The 19,264-nt window shown below is 70.9% G+C and carries 20 protein-coding genes; 10 read left to right on the top strand and 10 right to left on the bottom strand.

What is annotated here, in order from left to right:
* The 3 genes from ON26_RS08700 to ON26_RS08710 form a co-directional block, all read right to left on the bottom strand.
* Nucleotides 1-891 carry an alpha/beta hydrolase family protein gene (locus ON26_RS08700; protein WP_040795511.1) on the bottom strand — a complete coding sequence of 297 codons (891 nt, stop codon included), beginning with the start codon at nucleotides 889-891 and terminating at the stop codon, nucleotides 1-3.
* A complete protein-coding gene (locus ON26_RS08705; protein WP_040795512.1) occupies nucleotides 888-1,412 on the bottom strand; it encodes a YiiD C-terminal domain-containing protein in 525 nt (174 codons plus the stop codon). Before ON26_RS08705 ends, ON26_RS08700 begins: the two co-directional genes overlap by 4 nt.
* Before the next feature lie 63 nt (nucleotides 1,413-1,475).
* Entirely contained in the window at nucleotides 1,476-2,645 is a 1,170-nt protein-coding gene (locus ON26_RS08710) for an acyl-CoA dehydrogenase family protein (RefSeq protein ID WP_040795513.1), read from the bottom strand.
* Between the two features lie 144 nt (nucleotides 2,646-2,789).
* Here ON26_RS08710 and ON26_RS08715 point away from each other — a divergent pair, with 144 nt between their 5' ends.
* Both ON26_RS08715 and ON26_RS08720 read left to right on the top strand, forming a co-directional pair.
* The gene (locus ON26_RS08715) at nucleotides 2,790-3,722 is read left to right on the top strand and encodes a PDR/VanB family oxidoreductase (protein ID WP_040795514.1); all 933 of its coding nucleotides are present in this window, start codon (nucleotides 2,790-2,792) and stop codon (nucleotides 3,720-3,722) included.
* A 71-nt stretch (nucleotides 3,723-3,793) separates the two neighbouring features.
* Nucleotides 3,794-4,501: a DUF8020 domain-containing protein gene (locus ON26_RS08720; protein ID WP_040795611.1), complete on the top strand. Its 708-nt coding sequence runs from the start codon at nucleotides 3,794-3,796 to the stop codon at nucleotides 4,499-4,501.
* 59 nt (nucleotides 4,502-4,560) lie between these two features.
* Here the strand turns inward: ON26_RS08720 and ON26_RS08725 are convergent, their stop codons facing one another.
* Nucleotides 4,561-5,172, bottom strand: a complete 612-nt coding sequence (locus tag ON26_RS08725; protein ID WP_040795515.1) for a TetR/AcrR family transcriptional regulator C-terminal domain-containing protein — start codon at nucleotides 5,170-5,172, stop codon at nucleotides 4,561-4,563.
* Between the two features lie 301 nt (nucleotides 5,173-5,473).
* Between ON26_RS08725 and bioB the strand changes: the two genes are divergently transcribed.
* Genes bioB through ON26_RS08740 form a run of 3 tightly spaced genes read left to right on the top strand, consistent with a single transcriptional unit; the run spans nucleotide 5,474 to nucleotide 7,395 of the window.
* A complete protein-coding gene (bioB, locus tag ON26_RS08730; RefSeq protein WP_040795516.1) occupies nucleotides 5,474-6,487 on the top strand; it encodes a biotin synthase BioB in 1,014 nt (337 codons plus the stop codon).
* A 27-nt stretch (nucleotides 6,488-6,514) separates the two neighbouring features.
* A complete protein-coding gene (gene bsaP, locus ON26_RS08735; RefSeq protein WP_083883966.1) occupies nucleotides 6,515-6,742 on the top strand; it encodes a biotin synthase auxiliary protein BsaP in 228 nt (75 codons plus the stop codon).
* Complete coding sequence (locus tag ON26_RS08740; RefSeq protein WP_040795518.1) at nucleotides 6,742-7,395, top strand: DUF2567 domain-containing protein; 654 nt, start codon at nucleotides 6,742-6,744, stop codon at nucleotides 7,393-7,395. Before bsaP ends, ON26_RS08740 begins: the two co-directional genes overlap by 1 nt.
* A gap of 387 nt (nucleotides 7,396-7,782) precedes the next feature.
* On the opposite strand, the gene ON26_RS08745 is transcribed toward ON26_RS08740, so the two are convergent.
* Nucleotides 7,783-8,541 (bottom strand): NUDIX hydrolase, encoded by a 759-nt coding sequence (locus ON26_RS08745; protein ID WP_040795519.1) that lies wholly within the window; start codon nucleotides 8,539-8,541, stop codon nucleotides 7,783-7,785.
* A gap of 96 nt (nucleotides 8,542-8,637) precedes the next feature.
* On the opposite strand from ON26_RS08745, the gene nadA reads away from it, so the two are divergent.
* The 3 genes from nadA (at nucleotide 8,638) to nadC (ending at nucleotide 12,362) form a co-directional block, all read left to right on the top strand.
* Nucleotides 8,638-9,681: a quinolinate synthase NadA gene (gene nadA / locus ON26_RS08750; RefSeq protein WP_040795520.1), complete on the top strand. Its 1,044-nt coding sequence runs from the start codon at nucleotides 8,638-8,640 to the stop codon at nucleotides 9,679-9,681.
* Between the two features lie 99 nt (nucleotides 9,682-9,780).
* Nucleotides 9,781-11,466, top strand: a complete 1,686-nt coding sequence (locus tag ON26_RS08755; RefSeq protein ID WP_040795521.1) for an L-aspartate oxidase — start codon at nucleotides 9,781-9,783, stop codon at nucleotides 11,464-11,466.
* 35 nt (nucleotides 11,467-11,501) lie between these two features.
* The gene (gene nadC, locus ON26_RS08760; RefSeq protein WP_040795522.1) at nucleotides 11,502-12,362 is read left to right on the top strand and encodes a carboxylating nicotinate-nucleotide diphosphorylase; all 861 of its coding nucleotides are present in this window, start codon (nucleotides 11,502-11,504) and stop codon (nucleotides 12,360-12,362) included.
* Between the two features lie 18 nt (nucleotides 12,363-12,380).
* Here the strand turns inward: nadC and ON26_RS08765 are convergent, their stop codons facing one another.
* Together ON26_RS08765 and ON26_RS08770 are read right to left on the bottom strand one after the other, a co-directional pair.
* Nucleotides 12,381-13,022: a GNAT family N-acetyltransferase gene (locus ON26_RS08765; protein WP_040795523.1), complete on the bottom strand. Its 642-nt coding sequence runs from the start codon at nucleotides 13,020-13,022 to the stop codon at nucleotides 12,381-12,383.
* 209 nt (nucleotides 13,023-13,231) lie between these two features.
* Nucleotides 13,232-14,422, bottom strand: a complete 1,191-nt coding sequence (locus ON26_RS08770; protein WP_040795524.1) for a winged helix DNA-binding domain-containing protein — start codon at nucleotides 14,420-14,422, stop codon at nucleotides 13,232-13,234.
* Between the two features lie 91 nt (nucleotides 14,423-14,513).
* Between ON26_RS08770 and ON26_RS08775 the strand changes: the two genes are divergently transcribed.
* Entirely contained in the window at nucleotides 14,514-14,876 is a 363-nt protein-coding gene (locus tag ON26_RS08775; RefSeq protein WP_051026843.1) for an alpha/beta fold hydrolase, read from the top strand.
* Nucleotides 14,877-14,952: 76 nt separating this feature from the next.
* Here the strand turns inward: ON26_RS08775 and ON26_RS08780 are convergent, their stop codons facing one another.
* Entirely contained in the window at nucleotides 14,953-15,450 is a 498-nt protein-coding gene (locus tag ON26_RS08780) for a tellurite resistance TerB family protein (protein ID WP_051026844.1), read from the bottom strand.
* Between the two features lie 161 nt (nucleotides 15,451-15,611).
* Between ON26_RS08780 and ON26_RS08785 the strand changes: the two genes are divergently transcribed.
* Nucleotides 15,612-16,514, top strand: a complete 903-nt coding sequence (locus ON26_RS08785; protein WP_051026845.1) for an arylamine N-acetyltransferase family protein — start codon at nucleotides 15,612-15,614, stop codon at nucleotides 16,512-16,514.
* Here the strand turns inward: ON26_RS08785 and ON26_RS08790 are convergent.
* Nucleotides 16,511-17,617, bottom strand: a complete 1,107-nt coding sequence (locus ON26_RS08790) for a phytoene/squalene synthase family protein (protein ID WP_051026846.1) — start codon at nucleotides 17,615-17,617, stop codon at nucleotides 16,511-16,513. The two genes, ON26_RS08785 and ON26_RS08790, sit on opposite strands and share 4 nt — an antisense overlap.
* The gene (gene crtI / locus ON26_RS08795; protein WP_040795616.1) at nucleotides 17,604-19,139 is read right to left on the bottom strand and encodes a phytoene desaturase family protein; all 1,536 of its coding nucleotides are present in this window, start codon (nucleotides 19,137-19,139) and stop codon (nucleotides 17,604-17,606) included. Before crtI ends, ON26_RS08790 begins: the two co-directional genes overlap by 14 nt.
* Between the last annotated feature and the right edge of the window lie 125 nt (nucleotides 19,140-19,264).

The raw sequence follows: 19,264 nt of genomic DNA on the forward strand, positions 1-19,264 counted from the left end.
CTACTCCGGCCGCTCGCCACGTGCCCACGCCGCGACGCGGGCGGCGATCACCGGGGAGTCCTTCACCCAGGTGAAGTGATCGCGGTGCGCCACACCGGAGTTCGCGTCGATGTGCCAGCGGCTGAGCCGGGCGCTCGGCATCCGGGAGACCAGGAAGTCGACATTGGACTTCGGTCCGAGCACGTCGGAGTCCAGCGAGATCACCAGCACCGGCAGCGACAGCGCGCGCAGCAGGGTGTTGTAACGCCGCTTGCTGCCCTTGGGGCGGTAGTAGCTGGTCAGCGAATGCCACGACCAGTCGCGCATGACCCCGCCCGCCATCGGGGCCGGGATCAGCACGCCCCCGGGCCAGAGCCCCTTCACCCGGGCCACCAGGCCGATCCACTGGATCTGACCGAGCGCCTCGAACCAGCGGCGCGGCCCGAAGGCCCACCAGAACACCGTGCCGGTGCCGATGATCGCCACGCCCGCCACCTGCTCGGTCTCGGCGGCGGCGAACAGCAGTGCCAGCTGGCCGCCGAGGCTGTGCCCGAACAAGTGGATCGGAGCCTGCGGGAAGCGCTCTCGCACCGCGCGCACCAGTGCGGGCAGGTCGGTCTCGATCATCTCCCGGTAGCCGAAGTCGGTGTGCTCGCCCAGCGGCGGCACCGCTTCGCCCTGCGCGCGCAGGTCTGTGGTCACCACCGACAGGCCCTGCTCGTGCAGGCTCGTGGCCAGCGTCAGATAGTGCTTGGCCTTCATCGCCATGGCGGGCAGGATCAGCACCACCGGCGCCTCGGGCCGGGTGGCGGGCAGCAGGCGCAGGGTGAACGCGACGCCGTCGCCGGTCTCGACCCGGATCGCTTCCAGATCGGTGAGCGAGGGGCGCTTGCTCGACGGAGCGCTGGTCATCGCTCACCCGCCCCGGGATTCGTGTCGCAGACGTAGTCGAAGGTGAATTCGGCGACCAGCACGTCGGCGTCGTCGAGCAGTGCGACCGGCACCGCGATCTCGAACCGCTCGGTGCCGGTCGAGGCCGCCACACCAGCGACGTCCTCGGGGGCGACGGTCGCGACGGCGCGGATGCGTCCGGTCGCCGGGCGCTTGTAGGCCGAACTCGCCCCGCGCAGCACCAGGCGCTTCACCCTGGTCAGGCCGGTGGCGGCGGCGCCGACGAAAGCGGCCGCGCCCGCGATGTCGGCGGCGGTGAACAACGCGCCCGCGTGCACGGTGCCCATGTGATTGGTGACGGGGCCGCCGGCGGGGATCTCGACGACGGCCCGCTCGGGGCCGAGCTCGGTGATGACCGTGCCGACATGGTTGCCGAACGGGATGAGTGCGTGCGAGGCGGTGCGCAGGTAGTCGTAATCGACGGCGGCGGTGTCGAGCTCGGGATAGCCCGCCGCGAATCCGGTGAGTTCACCAGTGGTCATCGTCAGTGCCTTTCGGGGAGGGGCGCCACGGGACGCGCGGTGGTGCGGGCGTGGCGCGCGGGTTCAGGCGCGGGGGAGTCGTGCGCGCAGCGCGCGCCGGGCGATGGAGGAACGCAGCACCTCGGAGGGGCCTTCGTAGATGCGGAAAGCCCGGGCCTCCACCAGGAATCGGGCGACCAGGTGGTCCTCGCACACGCCGAGTCCGCCGTGCAGTTGCACCGCGCGGTCGAGCACCCGCCACACCGCCTCGGAGACGAAGGTCTTGGCGATGGAGGCCTCGTGCCGCGACTGCGACGCGGTCGGGCCCGCGGCGTCGATGGTCTCGGCGGCGGTGCGGATCAGCCCCCGGGAGGCGGCGATGTCCATCTCGCTGTCGGCGATCAGTGCCTGCGCCATCCCGTGCTCGGCGATCGGGGAGCCGAAGGAGGTGCGGGTCGCGATGTGGTCGATGGCCAGCCGCTGGGCCCGCACCGCCAGGCCGAGCCAGTTCATGCAGAACACCAGCCGCGAGGGCGCCAACCGGACCTGCGCCAACGGCAATGCCTGGCCGACCTCGCCGAGCACCGCAGCGTCGGGAACCACGCAATCGACGAAGCTCACCTCGCAGTGCCCGCCCGGGGCGCTGGTGTAATCCAGCGTCGGCATCCGCCTGCCCACCCGCAGACCGGGATTGTCGGCATCGACCAGGAACATGGTCGGACCGTCGTCGGTGGCGGCGACGCAGATCACGAACGCCGCGCCCTGCGCGCCGGTGCAGAAATGTTTGGCGCCGTTGATGATCCAGCCCCCGTCGGTCTCCTGCGCGTAGGTCTGCAGCATCGACGGGTCCGAACCCGCGCCCGGAGCCGGTTCGGTCATCGCGATGGCCGAGCGGACCTCGCCCGCGGCCAGCGGCGCGAGGTAGCGCTGCTTCTGCTCGTCGTTCGCGACATGCGCGAGCAGGTGGATGTTGCCGTCGTCGGGCGCCCACGCGTTGAGCGCGATCGGGCCGAGCAGGCTCGCGCCCGCCGCCTCGAGCACCTGCGCCTGGGCGCGGGTGTCCAGACCGAGCCCGCCGTATCGGGTCTCCGACAGCGGGCCGAAGACGCCGGCGTCCTTGGCCTTCTTCTGCAATTCGAGCCGGAGGGCGTCGTCCATGACCCGGCCGTCGACGACGACTTCGCGTTCCACCGGAACGACCTGCTCATGGATGAACTGTTCGGTCCGCTCCACCAACTGCGCGACTGTAGTCATGGCGTCAGTGTCGGCGGGTGGGTCGCCCGCGCGCCGGGGCGATAGTCAATGTCGATTGCGCGAATCGACTGCCTGTTCGGGTACTGCGAGCGCGCTGGTTTCCGGTGACGGTGATCGCGAGACACCGGCTGGTGAGGAGACCAGATGAACGACATCACGGCACGGGTGGCCGCACGTCGTGACGAGGCCGACGGCGTGTTCTCCCTCGAACTCACCGACGCCTCGGGTGCGCCGCTGCCGTCCTGGACCCCCGGCGCCCACATCGACGTCGCAGCAGGCGCCGCCGGAGTGCGCCAGTACTCGCTGTGCGGCGACCCGGGCGATCGCTCCCGCTGGCGGATCGCGATCTTGCACGAGCCAGGGGGCCGCGGCGGCTCCGATCATCTGTGGCGCACCGCGACGCCTGGCTCACTGCTGCGAGTCTCGGCACCGCGCAACAACTTCGAACTCGTCGACGCGCGGGAGTATCTGTTCCTGGCCGGCGGCATCGGCATCACCCCGATCCTGCCGATGACCTCCGCCGCCGAGGCCCGCGGCGCCCGCTGGTCGCTGTATTACGGCGGGCGCAGCCGAGCGCAGATGGCCTTCGCGGGCACGCTCGCCGGCCTGCGCCCGCGCGTCACCCTGCTGCCGCAGGACGAGACCGGGCTGCTGCCGCTCGCGGAACTGTTCGACCGGCATCCCGGCGCCGTCGTCTACTGCTGCGGGCCCGAACCGCTGCTCGCCGCGACCCAGGCCGAGGGCGCCCGTCGCGGTGTCACCGTGCGCGTCGAGCGCTTCGCGCCCCGACCGGCCGAGCCCGGCGCGGAGCGGGCCTTCGAGATCCGGCTGGCCGGGGACGGACGTACCTTCCGCGTCGCGCCGGGGCAGTCCATCGTCGACGTGCTCGCGGCCGCGGGCGTCGAGGTGATCACCTCCTGCCGTGAGGGCACCTGCGGCAGCTGCGAGACCGGGGTGGTCGCAGGCGCCGTCGACCACCGCGATTCGGTGCTCGACGACCAGGAGCGAGCCGAGGGCAGAACCATGATGCTCTGCGTCTCCCGGGCCGGGCAGGACCTGCTCGTGCTCGACCTCTGAACTGTCCGGTGGCCGCTCCGGCCGCCGGCACACGGTGCGTAGCGCCGTCATCACGAAAACCGAGAGGACACATCAGGATGAGGAAGATTGTTGCGGTGGCCGCGGGCCTGGCCGCCGCATGCGGAATCGTGTCCGGCACCGCCGGCGCGGCTCCGAGCGGGGATGGAATCGTCGATTTCACCGCCCGTGCCACCGACACCCAGAGCATCATCAGCATCGATGAGGGCGCGCTGGTCGTCGAGGATTCGGCGCTGAAGATCAAGGCCGTCGACGGAACTGTGCTCGCCGGCATGCCATTGAGTTTCCGCATCGACGATTTCGAGTTCCCGATCGCGGCCGAGATCGCCGACCGCACGGCGACGCTGACCCCGCAGATCGATCGCGAGCACGCGGTGTTCGAGCCGGTCGCGCTGCCCTTCGAGGACAAGGCCCCCTGGAAGAACGAATACGACCGTGAGGTGGCGGCCTGGAGCAGGCTGACCAGCACCATCTCGATGGGGGCAGCCATCGGCACCGTGGTCGGCGGCATCGGGGGCGCGGCCGTGGGTTGCGTGCTCGGCGGCATCGCGGGCGCGACCGTCGCGTCGGCGACCATCGTCGGTCTGTTCGGGCCGTTCGTGCCCGCCGCGGCCGTCGGCTGCATCGGCGGCGTGATCGCGGTCGGTGCCCTCGGCACGCTCGCGGGCCAGCTGCTCATCACCGCGCCGGTCGCGATCGCCGCGGCCGTCCAGTACTTCACCACCATCAACGCGCCCGCGCCGCAGCCTCCTGCCAAGTAGGCCCCGAGACGGTCGGGAGCCCGGCCGACGCGCTGTCTCGCCCGTCGGCCGGGCCGCTCTCAGCGCACCCGGCTACCGAGCAGTTGCCGCACACCCGCGACGAACAATTGCAGTCCGAAGTCGAAACGGGCTGTCGCGTCGGTGCTTTCGGCGAACGGCGCGGCATCGGGGGAGTCCGGGCCCGCCGAGGGGGTCTCCGGCAGCGCGCCCACCGCGTCCATCTGCATGCGGGCCTGTTCGTCGACGGTCTGGCCGAGCACGTAGTACAGCAGGGTGTAGGCGGCCAGGTCGGCTTCCTGACGCGGCATTCCGGCTCGGATGGCCGCTCCCGCGAAGCGCTCGCGGCCCTTGCTGGTGGTCAGGCGGGAGGCGTAGGTGGCCGAGACCAGCTCGGCGCCGTCGCGATAGGCCAGCAGGCAGTCGCGCAGGCGGTGGGCCAGTTCGGTGATCTGGCCGGACCAGTCCTCGGCGGTCACCGGATCGGCCATGGGCTCGAGTATCCGGTCGGCGACCGCGCCGAGCAGGGCCTGCTTGTTGGGGAAGTGCCAGTAGAGCGCGCCGGGCTGCACCTTCAGCGAACCGGCCAGCCTGCGCATGGTCAGATCGGCCAGTCCGTATTCGTCGAGGATCGCGATCGCGCCCTCGACCACATCCGCTCTGTGCAGTTGCACTCGCTCGTCACCTTCCTGGCTACCCCGGCGGGGCCTCGACGCTACCCGGTGCGGCTCGCCCGCCGCACCGGCGGTTGCGGAAATCGGCCCAGGTGGTCGATCGGACCTGCCTCGGCGAACTGGGCTCGACGCGCGTCCGCGGCGTCGCGGGGACTGCTCCCCGGTGCTTTGACTCACACCGGTCACTACCCTAACCTGAACGCTGTTCAAGCTTAGCTGAACACCGTTCAAGTCATGCGGCTACCTCGGACGAGGCAGTCGCGTCCGCCGACGATGAGTCCCGCCCGAAGGGAATTCCGCCGTGACCCAGGCACCCGTCCAGACCGACATTCTCGAGATCGCGCGCGAGCAGGTGCTCGAGCGCGGTGAGGGCCTGACCCAGGAGCAGACCCTGGCGGTGCTGCGCCTCGGCGACGATCGGCTGGAGGCGCTGCTCGCGCTGGCCCACGAAGTCCGGATGAAGTGGTGCGGGCCCGAGGTCGAGGTGGAGGGCATCATCAGCCTCAAGACCGGCGGCTGCCCCGAGGACTGCCACTTCTGCTCGCAGTCGGGCCTGTTCCAGTCGCCGGTGCGCGCCGCCTGGCTCGACATCCCGAGCCTGGTCGAGGCCGCCAAGCAGACCGCCAAGACCGGCGCCACCGAGTTCTGCATCGTCGCCGCCGTGCGCGGCCCGGACGCCCGGCTGATGGCGCAGGTCGCCGCCGGAGTGGAGGCCATCCGCAACGAGGTCGACATCCAGGTCGCCTGCTCGCTGGGCATGCTGACCCAGGAGCAGGTCGACCAGCTGGCCGCGATGGGCGTGCACCGCTACAACCACAATCTCGAGACCGCCAGGTCGCACTTCCCGAACGTGGTCACCACGCACAGCTGGGAAGAGCGCTGGGACACCCTGCGCATGGTCCGCGAGGCGGGCATGGAGGTGTGCTGCGGCGGCATCCTCGGGATGGGCGAGACCCTCGAGCAGCGTGCCGAATTCGCCGCCCAGCTGGCGGAATTGGAGCCCGACGAGGTGCCGCTGAACTTCCTGAACCCGCGTCCGGGCACCCCGTTCGGCGATCTCGAGGTGCTGCCCGCCGCCGAGGCGCTGAAGGCGGTCGCGGCGTTCCGGCTGGCGCTGCCGCGCACCATCCTGCGCTTCGCCGGCGGGCGCGAGATCACCCTCGGCGATCTGGGCGCCAAGCAGGGCATTCTCGGCGGCATCAATGCCGTCATCGTGGGCAACTACCTGACCACCCTCGGTCGTCCGGCCGAGTCGGATATCGACCTGCTCGGCGAGCTGAAGATGCCGATCAAGGCGCTCAACGAAACGCTCTGAGCCGGTCGGCGCGGCGAAGTGACGACCATGGGTAGGGTCATGGACATGGACGAGCGCTACAACCCGTTCACCGGCAAACGGATCGTGCCCGGTGTCGACGATGCCGTGCCCGCGGCGGCGGCACTCGGTCTGGAGCCGCCGCGCTTCTGCGAGGAGTGCGGCAGGCGGATGGTCGTGCAGATCAGCCCCGACGGCTGGTGGGCGAAGTGCTCCCGGCACGGCGTGCTCGACTCCGCCGGTCTGGAACACCGCTGATGGTGGCGGGCAGCGGGGTTCGCTCGGCCGGGGTGCGCAGGGAGGCGGCGGCGGGTCTGCTGGTGGCCGCGGCGGTGGTCGCGGTGAGCCTGGCGCTCGGCGCCCTGTGGGGGCTGGTGTCGCCGACCGAGCAGTTGGTTGTCACGCAGCCCGGGCGCGGGTCGGCGCTGATCGGGGAAAGCCTGCACCAGTTCGACGCGGTGGCGATGTTCGTCTGCTTCGGGGCGGTCACCGGGCTGCTCGCCGCGGTCGCGGTCTGGCGGTTGCTGCGTCCGGTGCGTGGGCCACTGCTGCAACTCGGGTTGCTGTCGGGCTCGCTCGTCGGCGCCTACGCCATGGCGTGGAGCGGGGAGACGGTGGGGGATCTGCTGCATCCGCGGGCGGATGATCCGGCGATCGGAACCGTGGTCACGCTGTCCACCGGGTTGGGCACCGACCTGGCATTGCTGGTGCAACCGCTGATCGCCTCACTGGTCGTGCTGCTCCTCGTCGCGCTGAGCACCTCCGATGACCTGGGCACCGGCTACCTCGGTCCCTTCGGGCACGCCGTGCCGACGCCGCAGTGGAGTGCCGTCCCGGCCTTCGACTCGCCCGGCGCGATCGGTGCGTACCCGCAGCCGGAAGCCGGGCCGGAGGCCGAGCGAACCCGCTGACCTGTCCGGGGTTCGGACTCGCAGGTCGGTAGCCCGATATCGCGGGCGTCCGTCGCGGCGGACGGAGCGGATCGAAAATCGGTGGCGGATCGGGCATGCCATCGCTTAGCCTCGCCCCGAGGGGGTGAGGACATGAGTGGCCTTCGCGCGGGGGACGGCCGGGCACCCGGGCAAGCGGCGGAACGGCCCGATCTGGTGGCGTGGCGGCGTCGGCACGAACTGCGGCGGTCCGCCGCGGCGCGACCGATTCCGAGCAAGCGGCGCTACCGTCGCACCGCCAAGCATCGCCATCGGTCCCACGACTGCTGAATGCGCCGTCGTCGCGGATCCCGCGGGGCACGCGGGTGGCGATGGCGCAGTGCGATTCGCCGGCGGCGGGATCGGATGTCAGCTTCGCGGGCGCAGCGCGGCGAACTCGTCGGTGACGCGCAGGCCCGAGTCGTTGAACCGGTGGACTGCCGCGGGCCGCCCGCCCGCCCGCCCGGGTGCGGCGGTGTCGCCGGTGGGGACGATGACCTTGCGGCGATTGAGGACGCGCTGGAGATTGGTCGTGTCCACGTCGTAACCCAATGCCGCGCAATAGATTTCGCGGAGCACCGACATGGTGAAGGTCGCCGGGGCCAGGGCGAAGGCGATATTGGTGTAGGAGAGCTTGGCGGCCAGGCGGGTGCGGGCGTGCTCGACGACGGTGCCGTGATCGAAGGACATGCGGGGGAGCGCGGAGACCGGGTGCCAGGCGGTGTCCTCGGGCAGTTCCGGCTCGGCGGTCAGGGGGACGAGGCCGAGATAGGCCGAGGCGATCCGGCGGGGGCCGGGGACGCGGTGGGGATCGCTGAAGACCGACAACTGTTCGAGGTGGGCCAACTCGCGCACGTCCACCTTCTCGGCGAGCTGGCGGCCCGCGGAGGTGTCGAGGTCCTCGTCGTCGCGCAGGCGGCCGCCGGGCAGCGACCAGGTGCCCTTCTGCGGGTCGAGCGCGCGCTCCCACAGCAGGACGGCCAATTCGGGGCGGCGATCGCCGTTAGCGCTCCGCTGCGCCCCGGTAACGCCGGTCACATCGCGCTGACCTGCGGATCTCGCGGCGGGGAAGCGGCGAACCTGGAACACCGCGGTAAGCGTTTCGTGAACAGTGTTACTATGGGGCACGTTTTCGATTGTAAGTCGAAAACCTGGTTGGTGCGAATCGCAGCGTCGCGTGACACGGAAACGGACGCGGGCGGCCGCACGAGGAAGGGAGCCGTCATGGCGACAACAGGTGTGCAGCCCGCGCCTGCGCTGATGGAACAGGTGGTCGACGGGCCCACCGGGTACGCCGGTGTCGCGGCGACACCCGAGTGGGCCGAGGAGATCAAGCGCCTGGCCCGCGAGCGCAACGCGACGATTCTCGCGCACAACTATCAGCTGCCCGAGATCCAGGACATCGCCGATCACGTCGGCGACTCGCTGGCGCTCTCGCGGATCGCGGCCGAAGCGCCCGAGGACACCATCGTCTTCTGCGGCGTGCACTTCATGGCCGAGACCGCGAAGATCCTGAGCCCCGAGAAGACGGTGTTGATCCCCGACCAGCGCGCCGGGTGCTCGCTGGCCGACTCGATCACCGCCGACGAGTTGCGCGCCTGGAAAGCGGAGTTCCCGAACGCGGTCGTGGTGTCGTATGTGAACACCACCGCCGAGGTCAAGGCGCTGACCGATATCTGCTGCACCTCGTCCAACGCCGTCGACGTGGTGGCCTCGATCGATCCCGAGCGCGAAGTGCTGTTCCTGCCCGACCAGTTCCTCGGCGCGCACGTCAAGCGGGTCACCGGCCGGGAGAACATGCACATCTGGGCGGGTGAGTGCCACGTGCACGCGGGCATCAACGGTGAGGAGCTCACCGAACAGGCGCGCACCCACCCGGACGCGGAGCTGTTCGTGCACCCCGAGTGCGGCTGCGCCACCTCGGCGCTGTACCTGGCGGGCGAAGGCTCGTTCCCGGCCGACCGGGTGCACATCCTGTCCACCGGCGGCATGATCGACGCCGCCAAGGCCGCCAAGTCGAATCAGGTGCTGGTGGCCACCGAGGTCGGCATGCTGCACCAGCTGCGCAAGGCCGCGCCGGGCATCGACTTCCAGGCGGTCAACGATCGGGCATCGTGCCCGTACATGAAGATGATCACCCCGGCCGCGCTGCTGCGGTGCCTGGTCGAAGGCGCCGACGAAGTGCACGTCGACCCCGAGACCGCCGCGCTCGGCCGCAATTCGGTCCAGCGGATGATCGAGATCGGCAATCCAGGCGGCGGTGAGTGAACCGTCGCTGACGGTTGGACGGTGCGCGGCATTGCGGCCGCGTACCCGAACCCGCATGCGTGATCCGCGGCGGGCGCTCGGAGCGAAAGGCACGAGAACATGACGGCTCCGGCGACGATCGACTGGGAGGCCACGGCCGACCTGGTGGTGATCGGCGGCGGCGTGGCGGGATTGACGGCGGCACGGACCGCCTCGCTGCGCGGACTGCGGGTTCTGACATTGAGCAAAGGCGGGCCGACCGACACCTCCACGCAGTACGCGCAGGGTGGTATCGCGGTGGTCGCCCCGGACGGCGACTCGGTGGAGTCACATGTCCGCGACACGGTGGAAGCGGGCGGCGGGCTCTGTGACGAGGCGGCGGTGCGGTCCATCGTCGCGGGCGGCCGGGCCGCGATCGACGCGCTGACCGACCTCGGCGCGGTCTTCGATCTGGGCCGCGACGGACAGATCTCCCGCACCCGCGAGGGCGGGCACAGCACCCGGCGCATCATCCACGCGGGCGGCGACGCGACCGGCGCGGAAGTCCAGCGGGCGCTGAACGCGGCCGGGCTGCCGGTGCTGTTCGGCGCGGCGGCCTGCGAGGTGGTCACCGGACCGCACGGCGTGCAGGGCGTGATCGCGGTGTCGGACAGGGGCTTCGGCGTCGTGCACACTCCGGCCGTGCTGCTGGCCACCGGGGGACTCGGACAGCTCTATGCGCTGAGCACCAATCCACCCGGCGCGACGGCCGACGGCGTCGCGTTGGCGCTGTGGGCGGGTGCGGCGGTCGCGGATCTGGAATTCGTCCAGTTCCACCCGACGGTGCTGTACACGCCAGGCGGCCTCGGCCGTCGCCCGCTGATCAGCGAGGCGGTGCGCGGCGAAGGCGCGGTGCTGGTCGACGGCGCGGGCCGGTCGGTGACCGCCGGAGTGCATCCGCGCGGTGATCTGGCTCCGCGTGATGTGGTGTCCAAGGCGATCGCGGCGCGGATGCGCGAGCTCGGCACCGATCACGTGTATCTCGACGCGCGGGCAATCGACGGATTCACCGGCCGGTTCCCGACGATCACCGCCTCGTGCCTGGCCGCCGGAATCGACCCGCGCGCCGATCTGATCCCGGTCGCGCCGGCCGCGCACTACCAGTGCGGCGGCGTGGTGACCGACCCGCACGGGCGCACCGGGGTGCCCGGTCTGTACGCGGCCGGTGAGGTGGCGCGCACCGGACTGCACGGGGCGAATCGCCTGGCCTCCAATAGTTTGCTGGAAGGCCTGGTCGTGGGCGAGCGGGTCGGAGCGGCCGTCGCCGAGCGTCGCGAGATCCCCGCCGAGGTGACCGAGATCCGGACCCGTGCCATGCCGCGGGTGGCGCGCGCCGCGCTCCAGCAGGTCATGACCACGCATGCCGCGGTGGTTCGCGACGGCGACGGGCTGGCCGAGGCGAGCAGGCGGCTGGAACTGGCCGTGCTGCGCGACCTGTCTTCCCGCTACTCGCAGACCAGGTCGGCCGCAGCCGAACCGGCCTCGGGCGAAACGGAATTGGCGGCCCGGCGGATCGCCGAACTGGAAGACGGCGCGCTCACGCTGACCGCACGGGTGTTGCTGCTGGCCGCCGCGGCGCGCACCGAGAGCCGTGGCTGCCACACCCGCACCGACTACCCGGCCGCCGACCCGGAACTGCGCCGTCCGATCGCGATCCGCCTCGATCCCGACGGGCATCCGGACCTGCTGGATTCGATCGACCTGCCCGGTCTGCCCGACCTGCCTGCCGGTGATCCGGACGGCCCCGAACTCGCGGCCGTCCCGTGACGCCGCCCGACGACCACGAGAACAGGAGTGCACCCATGACCCTGGACGCCGCTCTGGACCGCGACGCCGTGCTCGCCCTCATCCGCACCGCGCTCGACGAGGACCTGCGCTACGGCCCGGATGTCACCACGAACGCCACCGTGCCCGCCGATGCCACCAGCAAGGCCGCGGTGGTCTCCCGCAAACCGGGCACGGTCGCGGGCATCGACATCGGCCTGCTGGTGCTCGACGAGGTCATCGGCGCGGGTTCCTACGAGATCACCGACCGCGTGCCGGACGGCACCCGGGTCGAGCCGGGGCAGTCGGTGCTCGGCCTGCTCGCGCCGACGCGCGGCCTGCTGACCGCCGAACGCACCATGCTCAACCTCGTCTGCCACCTCTCGGGCATCGCCACGGCCACCGCCGCCTGGGTGGACGCGGTCGAGGGCACCGGATGCGCCATCCGCGACAGCCGCAAGACGCTGCCCGGTCTGCGCGCGCTGCAGAAGTACGCGGTGCGCGTCGGCGGGGGCGTCAATCACCGGATGGGTCTCGGCGACGCCGCGCTCATCAAGGACAACCACGTGGTCGCCGCAGGCTCGGTGGTGGCGGCGCTGCGCGCGGTGCGCGAGCTGGCCCCCGATATCGCCTGCGAGGTCGAGGTGGACAGCCTCGAGCAACTCGACGCGGTGCTCGCCGAGGACGTGGAACTGGTGCTGCTGGACAACTTTCCGCTGTGGCAGACCCAGGCGGCCGTGCAGCGCCGCGATGCCGTCGCGCCGCGGACGAAATTGGAATCCTCGGGCGGGCTGACCCTGGACGTGGCCGCGGACTACGCGCGCACCGGCGTGGACTACCTCGCGGTGGGCGCGCTCACCCACTCGGTCGGTGTGCTCGATCTCGGTCTGGACATGTAGGCGAGCCGCACGGCGGGATCAGAGGGCGCGCACCATCGTCAGCTGGTGCAGCTTCGCGCCCTCGTAACGCGGTCCGGGAATGATCGGGGTGTCGCCGTGCGCGGTGAAGCCCATCTTCCGGAAAAAGGCGACGGCTCTGGGGTTCTCGACGACCGTCTGCAAGTAGCAGCCCGGTGATCCCGCCGCCTTCGCGTGCGCGAGGAAGCGGTTCATCAGCCCGGCGGCCGCGCCGGTGCCCCTGGCCTCGGGCGCCAGGTCGATGTGCAGATGCGACGGCCAGCGGGGGTCGGTGAACTCCCATGTCGTGGACTGCCGTCGCAGTTTCGCCCACACGGTGTCGGTGACCGCACGGCCGAAGAAGGCGACCGCGGTCCGGCGGCGCAGCAGTCCGTACCGCCGGATGGCCGCATCGACGCGCTTCTCCTCGCCGGGGAAGGTGGTGCTGTCCACGCACCCGGTGAGGTAGCCGAGCAGCGTGCCGTCGTCGGATGCGGCGACGAACACCGATTCCGGCTCGCGCTCGAGGTACGGGTAGAGATACACCGCCGCCTCGGATTCCGGGTCGCCCCAGAGATCTCCGGTCGGCGAACCGGCGCCGGCCCGGGGGAACAGCTCTCGCAGGGCGGGGCGATCGGCTTCGGATGCCTGCCGGATCTCCATATGTTCAACCTAGCCCCGGCATTGTCACGCGAGGGGTGGATTCGCCTGACATCTCCTACGGCGGACCGGTGTCGGTGGCGGACAAGACCGCCTGCCCGGCAACGCAATAGCCTTGCGAACGAGAGTGCCGGAGTCGGGCGCCGGTCGGGGTGCCGGATCGACGCGCGGCGGACCACCGAGGCCGACAGGCCGGGCGGTGAGGCCGCGGGTCAGGCGGTGAGTTCCCGTTCGAGCGGAGTGCGGAAGCGAGGGATTGTGCGCATGTCGCCGAACCACGCCCCGATGCGCTCGGCCTCCGCAGCGACGTGCGCCTCGGCCTCGGCGCCGACGTCCTCGAGCAGGCGGAACGCGATTTCGCCGGAGCCGCGCTGGGCCCAGCCGCCGACGATGCGCCCGTCCCACCAGACGGTCGGCCCGATATTGCCGTTGCGATCGAACAGGGCCTCCGCGTGCGGGCCGAGGAACCAGTCGCGGGACTGCCAGGCCATCGGCGTCGGGTCGAGGGCGGGCAGCAGCGCGGCGGCGGGCTCGACGCCCGGGGCGGGCTCGATGTCGTCGGTCAGGACCACGCCGGGCACGCTGTCGAGGTCGACTTCGGTCACGTCGAGTCGCGACAGCGCCGAACGGACCTGTGCCACAGTCCATCCGGTCCACCACTTGATGTCCGAGACGGGGGCAGGCCCGAAGGCGGTCAGCCAGCGGCGCACGACCTCGGCCCTGGCCTCCTCGGCCGGGACGTCGGGAATGCCGTCGGGCAGCCAGGTCTCGATCGGCTCCCAGCTGTACTGGCTGCTGGCCCAGGTGCCGTTGGGCCTGCCGCGCACGATCCGGCCCTCGGCGCCGAGCACCACCAGCATCCAGGTGGTGATGTTCGTCGGCTTCGAATAGGCCTTGCCCGGCGAGACGTCGACGGCCGTGCGCAAGCGCGGCACCGCCTTGCTCAATCGCGCGCCGGTCGCCGCGCCGAGATCCAGCAGCGCGTCATGGGTCTCGCGTTCCACCTCGGCCCACCACGCCGTCACGTCGCCGTCCACCACGCCCGCCTGCTCGATGAGCTTGCAGTAGGTGCGGCGTTGCTTGACCGCCAGCGCGTCGGTCACCGAGGAACGCAGTGCGCCGAGGAATTCCACCGGCACCACGAACATGGTGCGGCGCATCGCCAGCAGGCGCATCAGGGTCCGGTCTTCGTAGAGGGCACGCTCGATGTCGGCCGGTTTCACCGTCGCGGACCGGGCGGCCACCGAGAGGTAGACCGTGGCGGGATCGGTGGCGTGCAGGGCGACCAGCGAGCGCACGAGGCCGGCGACGTCGTCGGCGGCTGGGGCGGTACGGGCGGCGGCGTGCAGGCCGTGGCGCTCGGCCAGGCGGGCTCGTCGTTCCTCGACTCCGATCGAACGCATGTGCGGATTCTAGCTGTCGCGCCGCGGAGGCGGCAGCCGTAGATCAACTCGGATTTGGTGATATGCACGTACCATTTATGTCCAGGCGAAGATGGAGAAGTTCGCCAGGTGGCTCTCGCCCGCTGTGCGACTCACCGACGAGGAATGGGCGATGACGATGGCCACCCTGAAGTTCCGGCCCGGCATGCCGTGGCCGCGCCCGCTGCCCGCCGAGCGGTTCGCGGCCCTCGGCGCTCCGCTGCAGGTGTTGTTCGGCGCCGAGACGGTCGTCCACGATGCCGGACAGGCGGCGCGTCTGGTCCGCGAGCGCGTTCCCTCCGCCGAGATCGAGATCTACCCCGGGGTCGGGCACGACATGATCTGGGCGGCTCGGGAGCGGGTGATCCCTCCCTTGCTCGCGTTCGCGGACAGCCACGGCCGGGCGAAGCTCGGCGATTCCGCGCAGCTCGATTGACCGAGGGGCTCTCGTTCGGCGCGGGCACGGACGGTGTGGTCGGCGAAGTGCTCTGGTCGCGGCGCCGAGTCAGGTGTCAGCCGGGCAGGTCGAGCATGGGAGGGATGTTCAGCGCGGCGCACGCCTCGCGCACGGCGTGGATCTCGGCGATATCGAGCCTGCCGTCGGCATTGGCGATCATGATGCCGATCTGCACGATGGCGCGTGCCTGGTCGGGCTTGCCCGCGACCTTGGTGATCTGCTGCATGAGATGGGTCTTGCCGAACGCGGGGTCGGCGAGAACGCGATCGCAGTTGGCGTCGAACAACTGGCGCAGTTCGTCGGCGGGGAAGGCGTCGAGGGCGGGCTCGGTGGAGATCATGTTCGCCACGCGCATGCGCTCGTCGGGGGCGATGGTGCCGTCGGCGGCGGCGACCAGCGCGCACATGCCCATCACCGCGTCGCGGAAGGCGCCGCCGCGGAATTCGTTCTTCTTCTCCATCAGCTGCTTGCGCCACTGCGGGGCCTTGTCGGCGAGGTCCAGCAGGCGGGAGATGTTGTTGGCGTTGTGGAAGAGTTTGTTGATGAAGGACATGCGAACTCCCGCGAGCAAGGGCCGGGACGTGACGACTCGTTCCGGCAGACGCTCGGAAGGTAGCAGATCGGATCGGCGTGGCGTGCCGGGAGCGGTGGTGGAATGTCCGGCGCCGGGCGGGAGTTGCCGCAGACATGAGTGACGACGAATCGAGGTGCCCGATGGTCGAATCCGTGGATCGCAGCTACCGCTGGAAGGGGGAAGAGCTGGACCTGGACGGCTATCTGGCCGGGATCGGATTCACCGGTGAGCGCGCGCCCACGGTCGCGACGCTGCGCGAGCTGGTGTACCGGCACACCACCACCCTCCCGTTCGAGAATCTGGAGGCGCTGTTCGGCCGGCCCGTGCCGTTGGGGCCCGCCGAGGTCCAGGAGAAGATGATCCGGCGCGGGCGCGGCGGGTATTGCTACGAGAACGTCGGCCTGTTCGCGGCCGCGCTGGAGCGGCTCGGCTTCGGCGTCACCGGGCTCAGCGCCCGCGTGACGCTGGGGGCGGTCGCCGCGCGGCCCGCGACGCACGCGCTGGTGCGGGTCACCACGGCCGAGGACGACCGGGTCTGGATCTGTGACGTCGGCTTCGGCCAGGGACCGCCGGAACCATGGGAGCTGGTGCCCCGCGCGGAGGAATTCGCGTTGGGGCAGTGGCGCTTTCGCTTCGAGCGCCGGATCGGTGAGCTCGGCGCCGACCTGTGGGCGCTGCACCAGTTCGGCAAGGACGGCTGGGTCGAGCGGTACACCTTCACCACCAATCCGCAGTACCGCATCGATTTCGAGGTCGGCAACCACTTCGTGTCCACCTCGCCGCGCTCGCCGTTCACCATGCGCCCGTTCGTCCAGCGGTTCCTGCCGGACGTCCGCCACATTCTCGACGGGCACAGCCTGAGCGCCGAACGGCCTGACGGCACAGTCGAGTCGAGGGAACTGGAGACCGACGAAATCCCCGGGGTGCTGAAGGACATCTTCGGCATCGATCTGACCGATGCGGACGCCCACGCGCTGACCACGGGGGAGTGGGTCGAACAATTCGATCGCCCGCACCCGCCCACTCGAACGGCGGCGGGTTAGCCGCTCGTCGGTGCGGTCCGCGCCCGGTGCGCGGGATCGGAGCGACGAATCCACCAGGCGCGGGCGGCCGCGGGCGCCGCGACGCGGACTTTGCGCGCGGCGCCGACGGTCGCCCGGCTCGCGAACACGTTGTAGTCCAGATACTCGATGCGGTCCAGGATCTCCGAGTAGAGCGTGAACGCGGTGGCCACACACGGTCGTGCCCAGGGCGAGAGCATGCCGATTCCCGGGGCGGCCCTGCGGTAGACGGTGCGCGTGGTGGCGACCTGCTCGGCGAGCGCGGACCTGACCGCCGCGTCGGCCAGACCGTGGCTGCGGCACCAGGCGAGGCGGTCACGATCCACGCCGAAGGCGGCGAGTTCGTCGGCCGGAAGGTAGATCCGGCCTCGGTCGAGGTCTTCGGCGACATCACGCAGGAAGTTCGTGAGCTGGAAGGCGTCGCCGAGTGCGGCCGCGAACGGCGCCGCCTCGTCGCGGTGGGTGACCGTGCCGAGCACCGGCAGCAGCTGCAGGCCGATCACCTGGGCCGAGCCATAGGTGTAGCGCTGCAGGGCGGCGCGGGTCGGATACTCGCGCAACAGCAGGTCCATGCGCATCGAGCCCAGGAACGCCGCGAAGAGTGCCGGATCGATCGCGTAGCGGCGCACGGTGTCGGCCAGGGCGAGCGCCACGGACTGCCCGCCGTCGGAGTGAGCGGGGCCGGTGTGAGGGCGGCCGGTGCCTGCGCCGCCGGTGAGAGCTGCGCCGCCGGTGAGAGCATTGCCGGTGAGACCATCGCCGATGACAGCATTGCCGATGGTGGCGTCGCCCGGGCGGGCGCTGTCGTCGTCGGCGAGGGCTGCGGCGAGCAGACGTTCGGCCTCCTCGATCCGGTCGTTGATCGCCTCGGGGGTGCTGTCCTGCCCGGGCATGTCGACGAGGTCGTCCACGTACCGGGCGAACCCGTAGAGCGCGTGGACGGCCGGTCGCCGTTCGGGCGGCAGCAGCCGGGTCGCCAGGAAGTAGGTGCGTCCGTGCTCCGCGTTCAGCGCCCGGCAGCGCGTATATGCCCGGCGCAGAACGGGGTCGGTGATTCCGGCGGCGTCGAGTTCACGCTGCGTCATGGCGGACCTCCCTCGGGATGATGACGGACGCGGGCCGCGCCGCACCGGTGATGCGGTCGGCCGCGAGCCGGCCGGAGATCAAGGCTGTCGGTACCCCGACGCCGGGGGTGGTGCCCGATCCGGCGAGCACGGCGTTGTCGACGAAGCGCGGGAAGTTGTTCGGCCGGAAGGGACCGGTCTGGGCCAGGTTGTGGGCATAGCTGAAGGGCGTGCCCGCCGTCATGTCCGCCTTCGCCCAGTCGGCCGGGGTGAGGGTCGCCAGGACGCGGGCCGAATCCGCCAGACCGGGCGCGACCCGTTCGGCGGCCAGGGCGAGCACCTCGCGCAGATAGCGGTCGCCGTCGGCGTGCCAGTCGAACGCGGGCGTCCCGCGGTGCGTTGTCAAGTTGGGCACGGGCGCGAGGACCGACAACAGATCCTGTCCGGGTGGGGCCAGCGACGGGTCGGTCGCGGTCGGCCGGGTGATCAGCAGCGACGGATCGCTCATCGTGCGGCCCTGGTCGATGAGTTCGGCGAATGTCTCCCGCCAGGCCGCGCCGAAGCTGATGGTGTGGTGACCGACGTCCGATCCGGCCGGAGCGCCGACATGGATGATCGCGGCCGAGGGCGCCGCGCGCAACGGCACCGGCCGGCGGGGCACGCGGCCGAGCAGCCGGTGGGTGATGTGCGGTTCGGTGGTCAGGACGACGGCGTCGCAGGGGAGCCGTTCGCCGTCGGCGGTGCGCACGGCCGTGACGCGGGAACCGGAGCGCTCCAACTCGGTCACCGTGGCGTTGTAGCGCAACTCGACACCGGCGTCGGCCGCCGACGCGGCCAGCGCGTCCGGCAGCGCGCGCACGCCGCCCTTCGGGAAGTAGACGCCCGCGATGGTGTCCATGTAGGCGATCACGGCGTAGACGGCGAGGGCGCGCTGCGGCGCGACGCCCGCGTACAGCGATTGGAAGCTGAACACCCGGCGCAGCCGCTCGTCGTGCAGGCGGCGCGAGATCTGGGCGTCGACCGAGCGGAATCCGCCCAGCGCCGCCACCCGGGCCAGCGAGGGGGTGAGCACCGAGAGCGGGGAATCCATATTGGCCGCGATGAACCTGTCGTACTGCGCGCGGTAGAGCCGTCCGAGCCAATCGCGCAGGCGCAGGTAGCGTTCCGCCTCCGCGACGCCGGAGAACCGGCGCACCTCGTCGTACATCGCGTCGGCCTCACTGTGCACGGCCAGGCGTGACCCGTCGGCGAAACGAGCGTCGTAGGCCGGATGCAGCGGCAGCAGGTCGAGCCTGCTGTCGACGCTGTCGCCGACGGCCGCGAACGTCTCGTCGAGGATGTCGCGCATGGTCAGCACGGTCGGGCCGGTGTCGAGCCGGTAGCCGTCCACGTCGAGCCGGCCCGCTCGCCCCCCGGGATGCGCGTCGCGTTCCAGGACGACGACCTCCCTGCCGCGTCCGGCCAGGTGCAGCGCCGCCGCGAGCCCGGACAGGCCGGCCCCGACGACCACCACTCGATCTGTTCTGCCGCGCACTGTGTGCATCATTTGCCTCCTGAGGAAGTGCTGTAGTGGCAGAGTACCGTAGAAACGATGCAAAAACGATGCATCAGCTGAAGATATCGGCTCGTGAGTCCGGTATTCCCGTTGTCACCGTCGAGTACCGTCGG

Origin of the sequence: Nocardia higoensis NBRC 100133 (assembly GCF_000308595.1) — a bacterium.
GTDB classification, from domain to species: Bacteria; Actinomycetota; Actinomycetes; order Mycobacteriales; family Mycobacteriaceae; genus Nocardia; species Nocardia higoensis.

Excerpts from the sequence above, each read along its gene's own strand:
- ON26_RS08700 (WP_040795511.1), bottom strand. The coding sequence starts at position 891 with ATGACCAGCGCTCCGTCGAGCAAGCGCCCCTCGCTCACCGATCTGGAA.
- ON26_RS08705 (WP_040795512.1), bottom strand. The coding sequence starts at position 1,412 with ATGACCACTGGTGAACTCACCGGATTCGCGGCGGGCTATCCCGAGCTC.
- ON26_RS08710 (WP_040795513.1), bottom strand. The coding sequence starts at position 2,645 with ATGACTACAGTCGCGCAGTTGGTGGAGCGGACCGAACAGTTCATCCAT.
- ON26_RS08715 (WP_040795514.1), top strand. The coding sequence starts at position 2,790 with ATGAACGACATCACGGCACGGGTGGCCGCACGTCGTGACGAGGCCGAC.
- bsaP (WP_083883966.1), top strand. The coding sequence starts at position 6,515 with ATGGGTAGGGTCATGGACATGGACGAGCGCTACAACCCGTTCACCGGC.
- ON26_RS08740 (WP_040795518.1), top strand. The coding sequence starts at position 6,742 with ATGGTGGCGGGCAGCGGGGTTCGCTCGGCCGGGGTGCGCAGGGAGGCG.
- nadA (WP_040795520.1), top strand. The coding sequence starts at position 8,638 with ATGGCGACAACAGGTGTGCAGCCCGCGCCTGCGCTGATGGAACAGGTG.
- ON26_RS08755 (WP_040795521.1), top strand. The coding sequence starts at position 9,781 with ATGACGGCTCCGGCGACGATCGACTGGGAGGCCACGGCCGACCTGGTG.
- nadC (WP_040795522.1), top strand. The coding sequence starts at position 11,502 with ATGACCCTGGACGCCGCTCTGGACCGCGACGCCGTGCTCGCCCTCATC.
- ON26_RS08765 (WP_040795523.1), bottom strand. The coding sequence starts at position 13,022 with ATGGAGATCCGGCAGGCATCCGAAGCCGATCGCCCCGCCCTGCGAGAG.
- ON26_RS08770 (WP_040795524.1), bottom strand. The coding sequence starts at position 14,422 with ATGCGTTCGATCGGAGTCGAGGAACGACGAGCCCGCCTGGCCGAGCGC.
- ON26_RS08775 (WP_051026843.1), top strand. The coding sequence starts at position 14,514 with ATGGAGAAGTTCGCCAGGTGGCTCTCGCCCGCTGTGCGACTCACCGAC.
- ON26_RS08780 (WP_051026844.1), bottom strand. The coding sequence starts at position 15,450 with ATGTCCTTCATCAACAAACTCTTCCACAACGCCAACAACATCTCCCGC.
- ON26_RS08785 (WP_051026845.1), top strand. The coding sequence starts at position 15,612 with ATGGTCGAATCCGTGGATCGCAGCTACCGCTGGAAGGGGGAAGAGCTG.
- ON26_RS08790 (WP_051026846.1), bottom strand. The coding sequence starts at position 17,617 with ATGACGCAGCGTGAACTCGACGCCGCCGGAATCACCGACCCCGTTCTG.
- crtI (WP_040795616.1), bottom strand. The coding sequence starts at position 19,139 with ATGCACACAGTGCGCGGCAGAACAGATCGAGTGGTGGTCGTCGGGGCC.